Annotated in this window: 18 protein-coding genes and 1 tRNA gene; 8 read left to right on the forward strand and 11 right to left on the reverse strand. The window is 64.3% G+C overall.

The features are described from left to right. Positions 1-130 precede the first annotated feature (130 nt). Complete coding sequence (locus tag FS320_RS16265; RefSeq protein WP_338105397.1) at positions 131-1,780, forward strand: peptidoglycan L,D-endopeptidase MepK; 1,650 nt, start codon at positions 131-133, stop codon at positions 1,778-1,780. Positions 1,781-1,843: 63 nt separating this feature from the next. Here FS320_RS16265 and FS320_RS16270 read toward each other — a convergent pair whose 3' ends face one another. After that, positions 1,844-2,704 (reverse strand): urea carboxylase-associated family protein, encoded by an 861-nt coding sequence (locus FS320_RS16270; protein WP_152712896.1) that lies wholly within the window; start codon positions 2,702-2,704, stop codon positions 1,844-1,846. 160 nt (positions 2,705-2,864) lie between these two features. Here FS320_RS16270 and FS320_RS16275 point away from each other — a divergent pair, with 160 nt between their 5' ends. Beyond that, complete coding sequence (locus tag FS320_RS16275; RefSeq protein ID WP_152712897.1) at positions 2,865-3,311, forward strand: acyl-CoA thioesterase; 447 nt, start codon at positions 2,865-2,867, stop codon at positions 3,309-3,311. Between the two features lie 58 nt (positions 3,312-3,369). Here the strand turns inward: FS320_RS16275 and FS320_RS16280 are convergent, their stop codons facing one another. The 3 genes from FS320_RS16280 to FS320_RS16290 form a co-directional block, all read right to left on the reverse strand. Continuing rightward, positions 3,370-3,627, reverse strand: coding sequence for a DUF2312 domain-containing protein (locus FS320_RS16280; RefSeq protein ID WP_152712898.1), 258 nt, complete (start codon positions 3,625-3,627; stop codon positions 3,370-3,372). A gap of 61 nt (positions 3,628-3,688) precedes the next feature. Next, positions 3,689-3,994, reverse strand: a complete 306-nt coding sequence (locus tag FS320_RS16285) for a DUF1244 domain-containing protein (RefSeq protein WP_152712899.1) — start codon at positions 3,992-3,994, stop codon at positions 3,689-3,691. Between the two features lie 4 nt (positions 3,995-3,998). Then, the gene (locus tag FS320_RS16290; protein WP_152712900.1) at positions 3,999-4,838 is read right to left on the reverse strand and encodes an N-formylglutamate amidohydrolase; all 840 of its coding nucleotides are present in this window, start codon (positions 4,836-4,838) and stop codon (positions 3,999-4,001) included. A gap of 111 nt (positions 4,839-4,949) precedes the next feature. Here FS320_RS16290 and FS320_RS16295 point away from each other — a divergent pair, with 111 nt between their 5' ends. From FS320_RS16295 to pyk, 3 genes are all read left to right on the forward strand, one after another. Then, a complete protein-coding gene (locus FS320_RS16295) occupies positions 4,950-5,897 on the forward strand; it encodes a DMT family transporter (RefSeq protein WP_152712901.1) in 948 nt (315 codons plus the stop codon). Positions 5,898-6,097: 200 nt separating this feature from the next. Beyond that, positions 6,098-6,559 carry a DUF1036 domain-containing protein gene (locus FS320_RS16300; protein ID WP_152712902.1) on the forward strand — a complete coding sequence of 154 codons (462 nt, stop codon included), beginning with the start codon at positions 6,098-6,100 and terminating at the stop codon, positions 6,557-6,559. A 2-nt stretch (positions 6,560-6,561) separates the two neighbouring features. Continuing rightward, on the forward strand, positions 6,562-7,998 hold the full coding sequence (gene pyk, locus FS320_RS16305; RefSeq protein ID WP_152712911.1) for a pyruvate kinase: 1,437 nt from the start codon (positions 6,562-6,564) through the stop codon (positions 7,996-7,998). Here the strand turns inward: pyk and FS320_RS16310 are convergent. The 5 genes from FS320_RS16310 to cpdR all read right to left on the reverse strand — a co-directional run bounded on the left by FS320_RS16310 (position 7,995) and on the right by cpdR (position 10,356). Beyond that, positions 7,995-8,972: an alpha/beta fold hydrolase gene (locus FS320_RS16310; RefSeq protein ID WP_152712903.1), complete on the reverse strand. Its 978-nt coding sequence runs from the start codon at positions 8,970-8,972 to the stop codon at positions 7,995-7,997. The two genes, pyk and FS320_RS16310, sit on opposite strands and share 4 nt — an antisense overlap. A gap of 15 nt (positions 8,973-8,987) precedes the next feature. Then, positions 8,988-9,593, reverse strand: coding sequence for a tetratricopeptide repeat protein (locus FS320_RS16315; protein ID WP_152712904.1), 606 nt, complete (start codon positions 9,591-9,593; stop codon positions 8,988-8,990). 72 nt (positions 9,594-9,665) lie between these two features. Further along, positions 9,666-9,791 carry a type B 50S ribosomal protein L36 gene (gene ykgO, locus FS320_RS16320; RefSeq protein ID WP_009763379.1) on the reverse strand — a complete coding sequence of 42 codons (126 nt, stop codon included), beginning with the start codon at positions 9,789-9,791 and terminating at the stop codon, positions 9,666-9,668. Positions 9,792-9,835: 44 nt separating this feature from the next. After that, positions 9,836-9,910, reverse strand: a tRNA-Val gene (locus FS320_RS16325). A gap of 89 nt (positions 9,911-9,999) precedes the next feature. Next, a complete protein-coding gene (cpdR, locus tag FS320_RS16330; protein WP_036361886.1) occupies positions 10,000-10,356 on the reverse strand; it encodes a cell cycle two-component system response regulator CpdR in 357 nt (118 codons plus the stop codon). 173 nt (positions 10,357-10,529) lie between these two features. Between cpdR and FS320_RS16335 the strand changes: the two genes are divergently transcribed. Further along, entirely contained in the window at positions 10,530-11,420 is an 891-nt protein-coding gene (locus tag FS320_RS16335) for an N-formylglutamate amidohydrolase (RefSeq protein ID WP_152712905.1), read from the forward strand. A gap of 573 nt (positions 11,421-11,993) precedes the next feature. Here FS320_RS16335 and FS320_RS16340 read toward each other — a convergent pair. After that, on the reverse strand, positions 11,994-12,986 hold the full coding sequence (locus tag FS320_RS16340) for an MFS transporter (RefSeq protein WP_152712906.1): 993 nt from the start codon (positions 12,984-12,986) through the stop codon (positions 11,994-11,996). Between the two features lie 181 nt (positions 12,987-13,167). Here FS320_RS16340 and hisN point away from each other — a divergent pair, with 181 nt between their 5' ends. Beyond that, positions 13,168-13,950, forward strand: a complete 783-nt coding sequence (gene hisN / locus FS320_RS16345) for a histidinol-phosphatase (RefSeq protein ID WP_152712907.1) — start codon at positions 13,168-13,170, stop codon at positions 13,948-13,950. Here the strand turns inward: hisN and FS320_RS16350 are convergent. After that, a complete protein-coding gene (locus FS320_RS16350) occupies positions 13,870-14,928 on the reverse strand; it encodes an alpha/beta fold hydrolase (RefSeq protein ID WP_162003066.1) in 1,059 nt (352 codons plus the stop codon). The genes hisN and FS320_RS16350 overlap by 81 nt on opposite strands. Before the next feature lie 192 nt (positions 14,929-15,120). Here FS320_RS16350 and FS320_RS16355 point away from each other — a divergent pair, with 192 nt between their 5' ends. Beyond that, entirely contained in the window at positions 15,121-15,579 is a 459-nt protein-coding gene (locus FS320_RS16355; RefSeq protein ID WP_152712908.1) for an Hsp20 family protein, read from the forward strand. Positions 15,580-15,960 lie beyond the last annotated feature (381 nt).

The raw sequence follows: 15,960 nt of genomic DNA on the forward strand, positions 1-15,960 counted from the left end.
TCTTCCCGCCGCCTTTTTCAGCGAATTTCTTTCTCTCACTTAACGGGAAGGTAACCGTCCTCGGCAAAGATCCTTTCACCATAAGGATTGCTGCATCCACGGATGCGGCCCGGTAAAGACGAGTATCACAGTGAGAGTATTGCGTACGGACCGCCTGGCGCGTCGCGCCGGCATTGGTCTTGCGGCCTTTCTGGCCGTCATCGTGGGCGGGGCGCGCGGCACGCAGGATGCCGTCGCCAATGGCGATACCCGCACACTCAGCCTTTACAACAACAACACCAAGGAAAGCCTCACCGTCACGTTCCGACGCAACGGCCAGTACGATTCGGGCGCCCTGCAGCAGCTCAACTGGTTCCTGCGCGACTGGCGGCGCGACGAGCCGACCCGCATGGATCCGCGCCTGTTCGATACGGTGTGGGAGGTCTATCGCGAGTCCGGCTCGAACGAGCCGGTGCGTGTGAATTCGGGCTACCGCTCGCCTAATACGAATTCGATGCTCCGTCGGCGCTCCAGCGCGGTGGCCAAGAACAGCCAGCACATGCAGGGCAAGGCCATGGATTTCTACCTGCCGGATGTGTCGACCGTGCGCCTGCGCGCCATCGGCATGCGGCTCCAGAACGGCGGCGTCGGCTATTATCCCAATGCCTACACGCCCTTCGTCCATCTCGACGTGGGCAGCGTGCGCGCGTGGCCGCGCATGACCCGTGCCCAGCTCGCCAGCATCTTCCCAGACGGCAAGACCGTGCACATCCCCTCCGACGGCAAACCCCTGCCCGGCTACGACGAGGCCCGCGCCGAGGTGCTCGCCAAGGGCGGCACGGTCGCCGGCTACACGGCGTACGCGGATGCGGAGGAGGCCATTGCCAACCAGCCGCGCCGCAAGAGCTTCTGGGCCACCCTGTTCGGCATCGGCGACGACGAGGAGGAGGATGCGGAGGAGATCCGCGTGGCCTCGAGGCCGGGCCGGGCGTACATCGCCTCCCGCCAGTCACAGCCTTCGCAGAACTATTACGCCAGCGACGACAATTCATCCGTCTATGCAGCGCTGCAGCCGGGCCAGGCTCCGGAGCCGACGCGCCGGGCCCCGGTCGCGATCCAGCCACGGCCTGAACCGCCCACCCCTGCGGTCGTAGCGGCCATGGGACCGGCCCTGCGTGAGGATCTGACGCCCCCAGCCTCCGCGCCGCTGCCGCCGACCCGGATCAACGGAGCGCCCGGCACCGTCCAGACGGCATCGGGACCCGCCCTGGGGTGGCAGCAGGGGCCGGAAGCCCAGTCCGAGATGTCCATCGCCAAGGGCATGGCCTTTGCGCCGATGCCGCCACGCCGTCCCGATGCGGACGATGCGGGCGTCGAGCCCATCGCGGGCACCGTTGCCCTGGCCTATGCCCCGCTTCCGCCGGCCCGCCCGGGTTCGCTCGCGGCCACGAACCCGATCCCTGGCGTTCCGGAATTGCGTGGCTCCACCGAAGTGGCGGCGGTCCAGCATCCATTGCCGCCGCCGCGTCCAGACCTGCGTCCCATCGTGGTCGCCGCCGCGAGCCCGGTCGACATTCCGATCACCGGCTCGACCCCCAGGGAACTGGCGAAGGCAAAGCCCGCAGCGGTTCCCGAAGCCGAGGCTCCTCCGGCCGCGAAGAAGCCGCCGACGACGGCGCTGAGCGCCCTGATGTCGGCGGAGCCCAGCCTGCATATGGGCTTCTCGAGCAAACCCGTGGGCGATCTGGCAACGAATCGCTTCACGGGACCCGCGGTCAAACCGCTCCCCGTCGTGCGCTAAGAAAAGGGCTCCTTTCGGAGCCCTTTTTGTTTGATCAGATCGCTGACAGGAAGGCAGGATCACTCACTCGCCGTGCTGCCGGCCGTAGGGATTGCGCGCCGGCGAAGTCCAACCTTGCGGCGGCGCCTCCGGCTTGTAGACCTCCACCAGCAAGGGGTGGCAGACGGCCGCATCGCTCGAATGCTCCGCGCTGCAATCGCCGCCCGGGCAGGCGGAGAGCGCGCCCAGCAGATCGATCTCGGCGAAGAACTCCAGGTAATCGCCCGGCCTGACGGGGCTCGCCTTCATGAAGTACTGCCCCGTGTCACGCGTGAACCCGGTGCACATGAAGACATTGAGCACGTCGTGCACCGCCGGCTCGACAGCCTCCTTGGGACGATTCAGGCGATGCGCGAGCGCACGGGTCAGGTTCGAGTGACAGCAGTGATGGTAGTCGTGGCCCGAGAGCAGCCGGTGCGTGTAGGGATCGCAGCGCGTGCCGATCACGTCGTGCACGGAGCCGCCGTACTCGTCGAAGCCGTACCAGTCGAGGGTGTCGTGGGTGATCGTCGCCATTGGCCGGAGATACGGCAGGGACGACCACAGCTGGTCTCCGGTCGACAGATGCGTGCCGTTGAGGGCCCTCGTCTTGCCGGAGAAGAAGCGCTCGTCGAGATCGTTCGCCGCCCAGAGATTGAGGTCTCCCACCTGCGGACCCTCGATGCTGACGATTCGGAAAAAACAGCCCGCGGGCACGTCGAAGGAGCGCGCGTCGCGGGGCGGCACGATCACCTCCTCGATCTTCTGCCAGCGCTCGCGAGCCACCCGATATGCGGCGAGATCAGGTCGCGGCAAGGTTTCCACGGGGTAGCAGATGACGGGAGCGATCTTGCGACGCGCATCCGCGTCGACGGGTTCGGACACTTGGTCCCGGGCCAGCTTCATGAATCTCTCCAGCGTTTCGCAGTCGGTTCCTTATAGGAAACCGGATCGTCGCAAGCGAGCGGGAAGCATGCATGGCAGATAGGCGGATAAGGGAAAGAGCGATTTTTGCTTGAGCCGTCCGCTCTCCCTTATGGTATGGCCGCTCCACAAGGACGGCCGCATGACAGACCCGAACCCCCACCGTGCCCTGGAGGACTACCCGAGCCGGAGCTCCGCCGATATCCGCTATTCCGATCTCGACCGGCAGGGCCACGTCAACAATGCGGTCTTCGCCACCTTCTCGGAAGTGGGCCGAGTCGCTTTCATGTACGACCCGGAACGGCCCCTCGCCATCGAGGGCAGGAGCTTCGTCATCGCCCGCCTGCTGATCGATTTTCGGGCTGAGCTCTTCTGGCCCGGCACGGTCGACATCGGCACTGGCGTTCTGAAGGTGGGGCGCAGCTCATTCACGCTGGCACAGGGCCTGTTCAGCAAAGGTCATCTCGCGGCAGCCGCGGAGGCGACCATCGTCATGGTGGACAAGGAAACGCGCCGCTCGACGCCATTGCCACCGAGGACGCTCGACCTCCTGCGAAGCCTGATGCTGACGGACAATTGCCGGACATGAGAAAGGCCCCGCAGGTCGATCTGCGAGGCCTTTGGAAGGCTTGATCGGAAGGAATGGTTCAGACCATCCCGAGCGCCTGCATGTAGAGTTCCAGGATCGCGTCCTCCTCCTGGCGCTCGGCGTAGTCGCGCTTGCGCAAGGAAATGATCTTGCGCAGGACCTTGGTGTCGAAGCCGTTGCCCTTGGCCTCGGCGTAGACGTCCTTGATGTCTCCTGCGATGCCGGCCTTTTCCTCCTCGAGGCGCTCGATGCGCTCGATGAAGGCCTTGAGCTGGTCGGCTGCGACGGATTCGGTGTTGAAAGCTGCGTCATCCATGAGGAAAGCCCCTTACTTGTGGTATTGGCGCCAGTGTTATGGCCATTTGGTTGAAGCCGTTTTAATGCCCCGGCTTCGACTTCTCAAAATTCTCGATCTGGGAAGGCTTTGCCTCGCGCTGGTGGCGGTCCTTCCATTCCTCGTAGGGCATGCCGTAGACGTGGGTCCGGCTCTCATCCTTGGAGAGCGCGACGCCCCGCTCGTCGGCGGCCTCTTTCAGCCAGTTGGACAGGCAGTTCCGACAGAAACCCGCCAGATTCATGAGATCGATGTTCTGGACATCGGCCCGTTCCCGCAGATGCTCGACAAGCCTGCGGAAGGCGGCGGCCTCCAGCTCGGCCTGAGTTTTCGCGTCGATATCCTTCATGAGCCTACCCTCCATGCTGGCGCAGGCGGTCGCGCGTGCGGGTGCCGAAAATCTGAGGCGCCCGAAGCTCCTGCCGGCCGGCGAGCGGCTCGAGCAGCCGCGCGAAGCGCTCTGCCCATTCCTCAGCGCCCTCCTCCGACGCGATCAGATCCTGCCGGATCTCGATGAGCGCATTGGCGAGGCCCCGGATGGTGGCGTGACGGTCGACGGTATCGCCTGCAAGAGCCCCATCATAGGGCTCGTTGTCGCCGACGACGAGTCCGTCCTCGGCCTCCAGCCCTTCCAGAAGCGGCCTGGCGAAGCGATCGTCCGCATCCCACAGGATTCCCACATGCCAGGGCCGCGGCCAGCCGCGCCAGATCGGCGTGAAGCTGTGGACCGTCACGACGACGGGCGGATGTCCTGCCGCCATGGCCTTGTGGATCGCGTCCGCAATCGCATCGTCGTATGGATCGTAGAACCGGGCGATGCGCCTTTGCACCTCGACGTCGTCCACTTTGGCATTGCCCGGCACCACCGCGCCGTCGGACAGTCGCATGACCAGGGTCGGATCGTCCCGGCCTCGATTCGGGTCGATGACGAGCCGCGAGAACTGGGTCAGAATCGCCGGAGCGCCCAAACGGCGAGCCAGAGAGCGGGTCACGGCGGCGGCCCCGATGTCATAGGCGATGTGGCGCGCGAACTCGGATTCCGGCAGGCCCAGATCGCTTAAGTCAGGCGGCACGGCGTTGGACGCATGATCGCACAAGATCAGGATTCCCGATTGGACGGAGCCGGGAACGACCTCGACAGGATGAGGCTCTGGGCAAGGATCGTCGAGCTTGAGCGCGGCGGAAGTGGACATAGGGAGGGACGGATTTCAGGAAGGGTGGATTGAACGGCGGAGGAAAAGCCTTACCCTGCCCCTCCAACCCTGACAACGCGACGTTCCGCGCAACACACTTTCACAACGATCATGACCGCCCCATCCACAACGGCCCGGCTCGAACCGGGCTTCGCCTCGGCTTTTGCCGCGCTCTGTCTGGGCGCCGTCGCCATGGGAATTTCCCCAATTTTCGTGCGCTTCGCCTCCTCCGCTATGGGCGGGGCGCCGGCCGATGTGGGGCCCTTTGCCAGTGCCTTCTGGCGCGTCTCGCTCTGCCTGCCCCTGCTCTATGCATGGATGCGAATCGAGGAGAAGCGCGCACCCGCCGATGCGCCGAAGGTGCGGTTTTCCAAGGCAAGCATCTTCGGCGGCATCGTCTTTGCGGGCGATCTCTTCTTCTGGCATCTGGCGATCCTTAAGACGACGGTGGCGAACGCCACCTTCTTCGCCACCATGGCTCCGCTCTTCGTCGTGCTGATCGTCTGGCTCGTGCTCAGGCAGCAGGTGTCGCGGGGCACCTTCATGGGTCTTGCCCTGTGCCTTCTCGGCGGCGCGGCTTTGATCGGCCAGAGCCTTCAGGCGGATCCCGCCCGGATCGAAGGAGATCTCTACGGCGTCGCCACAGCCTTCTTCTTCGGCCTTTATTTCCTGGCCGCAAGCCGGGCGCGCAAGACGGCAGGCGCCGCGCGGGTCACGTTCGAGGCTGGCCTCATCACCTCCGCCATTCTTCTGGTCATCGCGCTGCTCTTCGACACGCGAGTGATCCCGCAGACGGCGCAAGGCATCGCGGCGCTTCTCGCCATGTCCTATGTCAGCCATGCGGGCGGCCAGGGGCTTCTCGCCATCGCGCTCGGGCGATTGCCTGCGGTCTTCTCATCGCTGGTGATTTTCCTGGAAGCGATCGCAGCGGCCGTGTTCGGCTGGGCGATCCTCGGCGAGGAACTGACGCTGATCCAGAGCCTGGGTGGCGCCTTGATTCTGTTCGGCATCTGGACCGCGCGGCCCAAGTTCCCCAAGGCCGATGCGCTGGACGAGTGAGTCCCGGATCCTCTCCATTTGAAGAGCAAAAATCGGCCGAAGGCTCTCCGACCGTGTCGGAAAGGCCATGCGGCCTGCAAAATCTGCAGCATCCCTGCTGTAAAGTCTTGCCCCGGCTCAACTTCTGGCAGACAACGATTCGACATAGTTCTCACAGCATTGTGCGATTTCATTCCTTTCGATTCGATCATACCGCATCCATGAATGCCGTTCTCCTCACCTCGTCTCCCCGTTGGCGGCGAAGCCTTGCACTCGCATCGTTCCTCGTCGGTGGGTGCCTTCTGGCCGCATCGCCCGCGAAGGCGGACCTGCGTCTGTGCAACATGACGTCGAGCCGGGTCGGTATCGCGCTGGGCTACCGGGACGCGCAGGGCTGGGTGACGGAAGGCTGGTGGAATCTCACGGCCCGCGCCTGCGAGACCATGCTCAAGGGTCAGCTCGGCGGACGCTTCTATTATATCTACGCCATCGATTACGACCGGGGCGGCGAATGGAGCGGGCGCTCCTTCATGTGCACCCGGGAGCGCGAATTCACGATTCGCGGAACGGAAGATTGCCTCGCCAGAGGCTTTGATCGCAGCGGCTTCTTCGAAGTCGATACAGGTGAACAGAAGAGCTGGACAATCCAGCTCACCGAAACGAACCGGCCAGGGGGGCCATGACGATGAGACGCGACCGGCGCACGAAGATCCTTGCAACCTTGGGACCGGCTTCCGAGAACCCGGAGATGATCGCCAAGCTGTTCCAGGCCGGCGCCGACGTCTTCCGCCTCAACATGAGCCACCTGCCGCGCGAGAAGCTGAAGGAGCGGGTCGAGATGATCCGCGCCGTCGAGGCCAAGTTCAAGCGCCCCATCGCGATCCTGGCCGACCTGCAGGGTCCCAAGCTGCGCGTGGGTGCTTTCGAGGGCGACAGCGCCATGCTGGTGCCGGGCCAGAACTTCACGCTCGATGCCGACAAGACTCCCGGCACCAAGGATCGCGTGCACCTGCCCCATCCGGAGATCCTGTCCTCCCTCGAGCCGGGCCACACGGTGCTGATCGACGACGGCAAGCTGCGTCTGCGCGTAAAGAGCGTGAAGCAGGGCTCGGCCACCACATCGGTCGAGGTCGCGGGCAAGATCTCGAACCGCAAGGGCGTGAGTCTGCCTGACACCACGATTCCCGTTGCCGCCATGACCGAGAAGGACCGCTCGGATCTCGAAGCGGCGCTCGATGCCGGCGTGGACTGGATCGCCCTCTCCTTCGTGCAGCGTCCCGAGGACGTGGCCGAGGTGAAGAAGGTCGCCCGTGGCCGCGCGCTCGTGATGTCCAAGCTCGAGAAGCCGCAGGCCATCACTCGCCTCGACGAGATCATGGAAATCTCCGACGCGGTCATGGTCGCCCGCGGCGATCTCGGCGTGGAAATGCCGCTGGAGAAGGTGCCTGGCATCCAGAAGCGCATCATCCGCGCCGCCCGCCGCCTCGGCAAGCCGGTGGTGGTGGCGACCCAGATGCTGGAATCGATGATCACGTCGCCGGTGCCGACCCGCGCTGAGGTCTCCGACGTGGCAACCGCCGTCTACGATGGCGCGGATGCGGTGATGCTCTCGGCCGAGAGCGCCTCGGGTCAGTATCCGATCGATGCGGTCGCCACCATGAGCCGGATCGCGGAAGAGGTGGAGCAGGACCAGAACTACTGGTCGATCATGCGCACCCTGAACGCAGCGCCGGAGGCCACCGGATCGGACGCCATCGCGGCGGCTTCCCACCAGATCACCGACACGCTCAACATCAAGACGGTGGCGGCCTGGACCTTCTCGGGCTCGACGGCCTTCCGCATTGCCCGCGAGCGACCGAACTCGACGGTCATTGCGCTCACCCCGAGCGTCAACACGGCCCGGCGTCTGGCTCTGGTGTGGGGCGTGCATTCGATCCGCACGAAGGACGCCAGCGATATCGACGACATGGCCTTCCGCGCCTGCAAGTTCGCCCTGCGCGAGGGATACTCGTCGGTGGGCGACCGCATCATCATCGTGGCCGGCATGCCCTTCGGCACGCCCGGGGCCACCAACATGGTGCGCATCGCCTTCGTCAACCAGGAACACGCTGCCCAGGCTTAATCCACCCCGATCCTGGCCGGCGCGACCCGTTCGGCCAGGGCCACGATGGCGGCAAGGACCGTCTCCTGATCGGCATATTGCGGCATATGGCCGATGCCCGGCATCAGGATCAGCTCCGCACCCGGCACCTCCCGGGCGAAGGAGACGCTGTGGAGGTCGGTCCAGACGATCTCGTCCCTGTCGCCCGCGACCACGGTGACGGGCAACCGGATCTCCCGGTAGCGCATGCTCTGCCGCAGGACCGCATCATACATGACGGCGAAATCCTCCATGTTCGCTTCATAGCTTCTCGGCCGGAAAGCCAGGGGGATGAAGCCCTCCGTCACGATGCCCCGCGGAGCTGCCTGCGGCCGGAAGGTCTTTCTCTTCATCGAGGGCCGGAGCATGAGAAGAACCGGCACGGCAAGCGTGCGCATGAGCAGCCATCCTGCCTGGGAATCGATCAGACGCCGGTACCAGCCGATATAGCCTCCGGGCCAGGGCGACGTGATACCGGAAAGGACGAGGATCGCTCCCGTCACGTCGGCATGATCGAGGGCGAGGTGCGGGACGATGGTTCCCGACCAGGAATGCCCGACGATCACTGCATTCCGAACGCCCAGCTGCCTTAAGGCACCCGCGATAAGCACCGCCTGGCGGGCAGGCTCTGCTTCGCTCAGGCCCGGTTTGCGCTCACTCCAGCCGTGTCCAGGCCGATCGAAGGCGAGGACCCGGTAGCTTTGCGAGAGAGACCGGCCAAGGCCCAGCATGGATTCGACGAGGTTGGATGAGGCGCCGTGCAGCAGGACGACGGCCCCGCGCGCCGGCTCCTCGTTAGGCCCCTCCTCCCGGTAATGGAGCCTGCAGCCGTCGACCTCGACGAACCGGCCGGTCGGCGGGAAGCGCCTCTCGATGGTCCGGGCATAGAGATAGGTGAAAGCGGCTCCCAGGGCGAGGAGCACGAACGGCGCAACAACGACGAGAAGCAGGGTCATCCCCGCAAGCTGGGTTTAGAGGTCCTGCCCGTCAACCTCGGGGCCGAGGCGGTTCACGATGGTCTTCACGTCGGACATCTGCGGATTGATCGTGAGCACCCGGCGATACGCCTTGAGGGCCCGCGCCTTGTCGTCCGAGGCCATGAGGATGTGGCCAAGCCCGGTCCAGGCGTTGAAGTGGCGGGGTTCGATTTTGATCGCCCGGTGCAGGTCGGCCATGGCGCCCACCGGATCGTCGAGCTGGTAGAAGACGGTCGCCCGCTTGTACCAGGCTTCCGCCCAGTTGGGCTGGAGCGCCAGAACGCGGTCGATCAGTTCGATGGCGAGCGGAAAGTCCTTCTTCCCGTAGGCCTCGGCCGCCCGGTTCAGGAGAAGATCGGCCGTATCGGAGCCGGACCGGGCAAAGCGCCGTTCGATCAGGGAGGAGATACCTTCCGCCTCACGCTCGGTCTGAGCCTTGCCCAGGCGCTCGAAGAGCTCATCCAGCGTGGAAGCCCGGGGGGGCGCCTGAGGCGGCTGGGCCTGCTCCTTCGAATCCTTGGGACGCGCAGGCTCCTGCGCACTGAGCGGGAGTGCGGCAAAGCTTAAGGTGAAGGCCAGCAGGCACGCGAAAAAACGCATGCCGGGATTTTAGGGTCCCGGCATGCGCGGTCAATTCAGATTCTCGTGTGCGGCATCGCCGCACGCGCTGACTTAGCCCTGACGAGCCTTGTAGCGCTTCTGGGTCTTGTTGATGATGTAGACCCGGCCCTTGCGACGAACCAGCTGGTTGTCGCGGTGGCGGCCGCGGATCGACTTCAACGAGTTACGGATCTTCATATCCGGTCTCCTGCGGCCCTTCGGGAAGGCCGGAAAAAAGAAAATGGTGGGCGCGGCTGGGATCGAACCAGCGACCCCTACGATGTCAACGTAGTGCTCTCCCGCTGAGCTACGCGCCCGGGAAACGGTGATTTTGACGTCCCGCTTCGGCTGTGGGGGCGATATACCCACAAGCGGGCTTTGGCGCAAGCCTGATGACCGGCCTTTTTTAGGCCGCCATCATTTTATCGACTTCGCTCACCAGATCGCGCAGGTGGAACGGCTTCGACAGGACCTTGGCATCGCGCGGGGCCTGGGAATCCGGGTTGAGCGCGACGGCGGCAAAGCCGGTGATGAACATCACCTTGATTTCCGGATCGAGCTCGGTCGCCTTGCGGGCAAGCTCGATGCCATCCATCTCCGGCATGACGATATCCGTCAGGAGGAGCTCGAAGGGCTCCTCGCGCAGGCGGTTATAGGCGGAAAGGCCGTTATCGAACGAGGCAACGTCATAGCCTGCATTCTCCAGCGCCTTCACGAGGAAGCGGCGCATGTCGTTGTCATCTTCGGCAAGAAGGATCTTCATCGGTTGCCAGTCCCGAATCGTGGCGGATGTGCTCGCTCCTTCATGACGGATCGAGGGTAAACAAGCCGTGAAGTTCGGACGCAGCCTTGCTACGATATTGTCATGGACAGGCGGCGGCGCTGCCTTACACTAGCGCGGAGACCTGCTTTTTTTCCAACACAACCAAGATTCTGATGCGGCCAGCCATCGTTGATGAGTTCGACCCCCCCTTCACCGTCACCGAACCTTCGGCGCAGACGATTCCCTTCGTCTTCAATGTGCCGCATGCGGGTGCCGTCTATCCGGCCTCCTTTCTGGCTGCGTCCCGCCTCGATGCCATTGCCCTGAGGCGATCCGAGGATGCCTTCGTCGACGAGCTTTTCGGCTCGATGGCGGATCTTGGCGCCCCTCTCATGACCGCGCGCTTCCCGCGGGCCTATCTCGACCTGAACCGGGAGCCCTACGAACTCGATTCCCGAATGTTCGACGGACGCCTGCCGCCCTTCACCAACACCCGCTCCATGCGGGTGGCCGGAGGCCTCGGGACCATTCCCCGCATCGTGGCGGACGGGCAGGAGATCTACCGCTCGCGCCTCCATGTGGAGGAGGCCCTGCACCGGATCGAATGGCTCTACAAGCCCTATCACCGGACCCTTCGGCATCTCGTGCGCCGCACGGCGCAGCACTTCGGGCATACCATCCTGATCGATTGCCATTCCATGCCCTCCTCCAGCGTCAGCCGCGAGGACGGGGCCAAGGCCGACATCGTGCTCGGGGACCGCTACGGAACGAGCTGCGCCACCCTTCTGATCGACTTGGTGGAAGCGGCCTTGAGAGGGCGCGGCTACACGGTGGTCCGCAACAAGCCCTACGCGGGCGGCTTCATCACCGAACATTACGGCGAGCCGGCCCTAGGCCGGCATGCGCTTCAGATCGAGATCAACCGGGCGCTCTACATGGACGAGCGCAGCATGCATAAGAAATCCGGCTTTGCGGTTTTGGCAGGCGATCTGACGCAGGCCTTTGCTCAGGTGATCTCGGATATCGAGGGCGAGCTGACGATCCGGTCTGTTGCGGCGGAGTGAGCCTCAACGCCTTGTGCTCTAGGGCCTCGGGCCGAAAAGTGGACCCATTCTCGGGGTCAATTCGGATGCTCAATCCCTAAAGGAGCGCATCGTCTGGGCGGAAAGTCGGATCCACTTTTCGCTGACCCGGACCTCGGTTCCGTACGACGCGCCAAAGCCGGGCAAGAAAAAAGGCCACTGTTGCCAGCGGCCCGAAGTTTAGGGAGGAAACGCCCAAGAAGGGCTACGATAAGGCGACGCCATCGCCATATCGCACTGCAATAATTACGCCGCATCGCACAAGTTGCAACCAAAATCTTGGCTTTTGTCATGCTTTGTACGCATGACTGCTTGGATGCGGATCGATGGCTCTGAGGTAGAAGGCCAGGCTGAGCAGCAGCCAGCCCGCGAGAGCGGCGAAGACGAGGCGATAACCCTCCGGTCGGTAGAGCCCCTGATCGGACCGTCACATGAGATCGATCAGCATTCCCGTCACACTCTGGGAGAGAAAGGCCCCTCCCATGGTGCCGATGTTCATGAGCGTGATGCCTCGCCCCGTCAGCGTTGACGGGAACAGCGACTTTCCATGGCTGGTCAGGATCGGCGTATAGGCCACACAGAGGCCGAAGAGCGGGAACCAGATGGTTGCGGAGGTCCGATCGAGAGGCACGAAACCAGAACGACGAGGAGCAAAATCGTCGCCGTACTGCCGATGAGAACGGGCTTCTTGTAGCTGCCCCAGAACCGGTCCATCGCACCCCAGAGCAGCATGCCGCAGATCTGAGCCGTCGCGCCGAGCAGCAGGATGTTCCCTCTCATGCCGAGATCGGCCCCGTGCACGTCCGACAGCCAAGGGCCGCCCCAGAGCCCGATGACGGAGGCAAAGCATCCATAGGTGGTCAGGTGCATAAAGAAGACCGGCCAGAAGGAAGGCACCTTTAGGGCGGCAGCCACGCCTCGGAAGGCGGCAGCCCAGGTTTCATTCGGCCGGTTCGAGCCGGCATCCCGCGGCACGACTCTGGCGATCGCAAGCACGATGACGACCGTCAGGATAGCCACCGCAAAGAACGAGGCGCGCCAGCCGAAGACGGCGGCCGAGGCCGCCAGCGGAGCCGTCGCCGCCAGGGTGCCCATATTGGCCAAGCCCATCTGCAGGCTCGTGAGCCCGGCGAACCGTTCCGGCGGAAAGCGCCGGGCATAGATTACGAGCGGCGCCATGAAGAAGGTGGAGCAGCCTAATCCCATGAGGACCCGCGCCGCGATGAGCATGGGGGCGGAAGGAGCAATGGCGAAGAATACGGTTCCCACCACCGTCAGGACGGCCGTCGCCAGCATCGTCCTTTTCGGACCGTAGCGGTCGATGAGGATGCCGATGGGGATCTGAACCGCCGCGAAGGCGAAGAAGAAGGCGCTGGAGAGAAAACCCGTCTGGGTGGCCGTAAGATGAAGCTCCCGGGCCAGATCGTTGGCGATGACGCCGATTGAATTGCGCAGGAATTGGCTGACCGCATAGAGGGCGGCGAGCACCGCGATCAGGAACACGGCCGTTTCCGAGCGGGTCGTGCCAAGCTTGGGCGCAATATTCATCGATGCCGTATCCCCTGGAGCACCTTGACTTGCGCAGCATTCGGAGGGGAAAACCGGGTCCACTCTTCCGCACGATGCGCCAGACGCCGCCGCTCTCTTGCCGCGCGCCAAGCGCTTGATAAAAGCTGATCGCGAGCGGGCCAAGGCCGCCCGTACTAGTCTTTAAGGGGATACGCGCGTCATGGGGCTCATCGACTTCACGCTTTTCGTCAACGAGCTCGCGACCCAATCGGGGCAGGCGATCCTGCCCTTCTTCCGCACCGCCATTGCCACGGAGGACAAATCCCGCGGCGGCGCCTTCGACCCGGTGACGGAGGCCGACCGGGCGAGCGAGGCGACCATGCGCCACCTCATCAAGCGCAGCTTCCCCACCCATGGCATCGTCGGCGAGGAATTCGGTGCTGAAAACGCAGATGCGGATTACGTGTGGGTGCTCGACCCCATCGACGGAACGCGGGCCTTCATCGCCGGGCTTCCCACCTGGGGCACGCTGATCGGGCTGACCTACAAGCGCCAGCCGGTCTTCGGCATGATGCACCAGCCCTTCACCGGCGAGCGCTTCTTCGGCGACGGGGGCAGCGCGACCTATCGGGGACCGGGCGGAGAGCGCAAGCTCATGGCGCGCCGCTGCGCCTCGCTGAAGGATGCCGTCATTTCCACCACGAGCCCGCGCCTCTTCGCCGGTGACGAGCTGCGCGCCTATGACCGGGTGGAGAGCGTCGCCCGCCTCGCCCGCTACGGCTGCGACTGCTATGCCTATTGCATGCTGGCCGCGGGCCATATCGACCTCGTGGTCGAGTCCGGGCTGAAGCCCTACGACATCGCGGCTCTCGTTCCGATCATCGAGGGGGCCGGCGGCGTCGTCACCACTTGGGAGGGGGGCTCAGCTGCTGACGGCGGACGCATCGTGGCTGCGGGCGACCGCCGGGTCCACGCCGCCGCCGTCGAGCTGCTCAGCCGCTAGACCGACCGCTGCCAGATTCCGCTTGGCTCCTACCTCTGGATCGGGAGTGCCGGGGATGAAGGCATCGAAAGCGGCCCAGAACTGCTCGCGGATCACATCGCGTTCCATCAGCATCTCGTGCCGGGCGCCCGGGATGACGATGACGGAGCCGGCCTTGAGCCGCGCGGCAAAACGTTCCGTGGCCGGCGTGGCGCAGACCGGATCGGCGCCGGCCGCCACGATCAAGGTCGGCAACCGGATCTTCACGGCATAGCGCGGATCGGCGAAGCGCTTCATGAAGCGGAAGGCGCTGTCGAGCCAGGCCACGGTCGGCGCTCCCACTGCACCGGCCCGGATGGCGTGGGCCGCATCGGCGTTGCGGGCATATCGCACGGGATCGCTCGTCAGGCGGTTTCCCTTGAACGGCATGGTGGAGACGGATGTCTCGCCACCGCCGGGCACGAACATCTTGCCCATGCCGAGAAACCGCAGGACCCGCGCCAGAAATGCGGAGGTGCGGGTGCTCTTGACGATGCACAAGGCGATCATCGGCGTCGTGGTCACGAGACGGCGGAAGGGCAGCCAGGTTTCATAGGCCGCGTTCAGTGCGATGGCGCCGCCCATGGAATGGGCGAGGCCGAAATGCGGCTGCGGCATGTGCGGCACCAGGATTTGGTCGCGGATCGCCTCCAGGTCGTGCCGGAAATCGGCAAACCTCCGGACATGGCCCTTGCGCGGATTGCTCACCTGCCGCTCGGACAGTCCTTGCCCGCGCCAGTCGAAGGCGACGACGGCAAAGCCCCGGTCGAGCAGCTCGCCCACCACCTCGAAGTACTTTTCGATGAATTCCGCCCTGCCCTGCAGGATGCAGACCGTCCCCTGCGGCTCGGTCTCCGGCATCCAGGTGGCAGCCCGAAGCGTGAGACCGTCGCGGGTCGTGACGCTGACGAGCTTGGGCTCGCCGGGCACGGGATTGTCGGGGGTGGTGATGAATTCCACGGGAGGTTCCAGGATCGAGGGCTCGACCTTCAATATAGGGCATCTTGGCTGAGGGAAACGAGCCTCTTGAATGCCCCCGCATCTATTCCCACATCGGGTTCGTGCTGGCCATGACGGCGGCACGTGAACCCGGATCCAGCCTCTTCAAGGTGGATTCTTATTCTGCATGTTGCTTCAAGCGGAGGATATGCCATGCGACAGTACGATCTTGCCCCCCTCTACCGCAACACGGTCGGCTTCGACCGTCTTTTCTCGATGCTCGACCAGCTCGTCAGCGTCGATGCGGCCCCGAGCTACCCGCCTTACAACATCGAGCGCACCGGCGAGAATGCCTATCGCATCTCGATCGCGGTTGCCGGCTTCACCGATCGCGACCTGACCATCGAGGTCAAGGAAAACACCCTTTCCGTCCGCGGCGAGCGCAAGCCCGACGAGGAGCGCAAAGTCGACGTGCTCCATCAGGGCATTGCGGCGCGCAGCTTCGACAGGCGTTTCCAGCTGGCTGACGGCGTGCAGGTGACGGGTGCGGCCCTCGAGAACGGCCTGCTCCATCTCGACCTCGTGCGCGAGATCCCGGAGGCCAAGAAGCCGAAGCTCATCCCGATTTCCTCAAACGGCACTCGGACCATCGAAGCCAAGCAGGCTGCGTAACGGATTTTCTGAAGTTCCAAACGAAGAGCGCCCCGGTTCGGCCGGGGCGCTTTTTTTATTGTCGGATCCTGGTCCTTGGTCATCCCGCTGGGGCTGGAGGGGCCCCGTCGGTCAAGGGTCTCTGGAGAGAACCAATCGCGGGTGATTGCGGCGGGTTAGGGCAATCACTCGGCGGCTTGGCGCGCTACCCCCGAAGAGGCAAGCTCCAGCAGCCTGCGAACGTCCTCTTCCCTAGAGCGCGTTGACATTCAGGCTTTCGACGGACTCGCAAATCTGATTCAAGCTCCTTTTGGGCGCGGAGGCTTGGGTGAGCGGAGTTCGTCTGATGTTGAAAGATCACCAGTGGGATCGGATGGAGCCGCATTTGCCGGGCAAACGCAT

It is taken from the genome of Microvirga tunisiensis, from assembly GCF_009296175.1.
GTDB lineage: Bacteria > Pseudomonadota > Alphaproteobacteria > Rhizobiales > Beijerinckiaceae > Microvirga > Microvirga tunisiensis.

Bases quoted from the DNA above. Each gene is read 5' to 3' on its own strand.
- FS320_RS16315 (WP_152712904.1), bottom strand. From the start codon at position 9,593: ATGCGTTTTTTCGCGTGCCTGCTGGCCTTCACCTTAAGCTTTGCCGCA.
- FS320_RS16310 (WP_152712903.1), bottom strand. From the start codon at position 8,972: ATGACCCTGCTTCTCGTCGTTGTTGCGCCGTTCGTGCTCCTCGCCCTG.
- FS320_RS16335 (WP_152712905.1), top strand. From the start codon at position 10,530: ATGCGGCCAGCCATCGTTGATGAGTTCGACCCCCCCTTCACCGTCACC.
- FS320_RS16290 (WP_152712900.1), bottom strand. From the start codon at position 4,838: ATGTCCACTTCCGCCGCGCTCAAGCTCGACGATCCTTGCCCAGAGCCT.
- cpdR (WP_036361886.1), bottom strand. From the start codon at position 10,356: ATGAAGATCCTTCTTGCCGAAGATGACAACGACATGCGCCGCTTCCTC.
- hisN (WP_152712907.1), top strand. From the start codon at position 13,168: ATGGGGCTCATCGACTTCACGCTTTTCGTCAACGAGCTCGCGACCCAA.
- FS320_RS16300 (WP_152712902.1), top strand. From the start codon at position 6,098: ATGAATGCCGTTCTCCTCACCTCGTCTCCCCGTTGGCGGCGAAGCCTT.
- FS320_RS16295 (WP_152712901.1), top strand. From the start codon at position 4,950: ATGACCGCCCCATCCACAACGGCCCGGCTCGAACCGGGCTTCGCCTCG.
- FS320_RS16275 (WP_152712897.1), top strand. From the start codon at position 2,865: ATGACAGACCCGAACCCCCACCGTGCCCTGGAGGACTACCCGAGCCGG.
- FS320_RS16285 (WP_152712899.1), bottom strand. From the start codon at position 3,994: ATGAAGGATATCGACGCGAAAACTCAGGCCGAGCTGGAGGCCGCCGCC.
- pyk (WP_152712911.1), top strand. From the start codon at position 6,562: ATGAGACGCGACCGGCGCACGAAGATCCTTGCAACCTTGGGACCGGCT.
- FS320_RS16340 (WP_152712906.1), bottom strand. From the start codon at position 12,986: ATGAATATTGCGCCCAAGCTTGGCACGACCCGCTCGGAAACGGCCGTG.
- FS320_RS16355 (WP_152712908.1), top strand. From the start codon at position 15,121: ATGCGACAGTACGATCTTGCCCCCCTCTACCGCAACACGGTCGGCTTC.
- FS320_RS16270 (WP_152712896.1), bottom strand. From the start codon at position 2,704: ATGAAGCTGGCCCGGGACCAAGTGTCCGAACCCGTCGACGCGGATGCG.
- FS320_RS16280 (WP_152712898.1), bottom strand. From the start codon at position 3,627: ATGGATGACGCAGCTTTCAACACCGAATCCGTCGCAGCCGACCAGCTC.
- ykgO (WP_009763379.1), bottom strand. From the start codon at position 9,791: ATGAAGATCCGTAACTCGTTGAAGTCGATCCGCGGCCGCCACCGCGAC.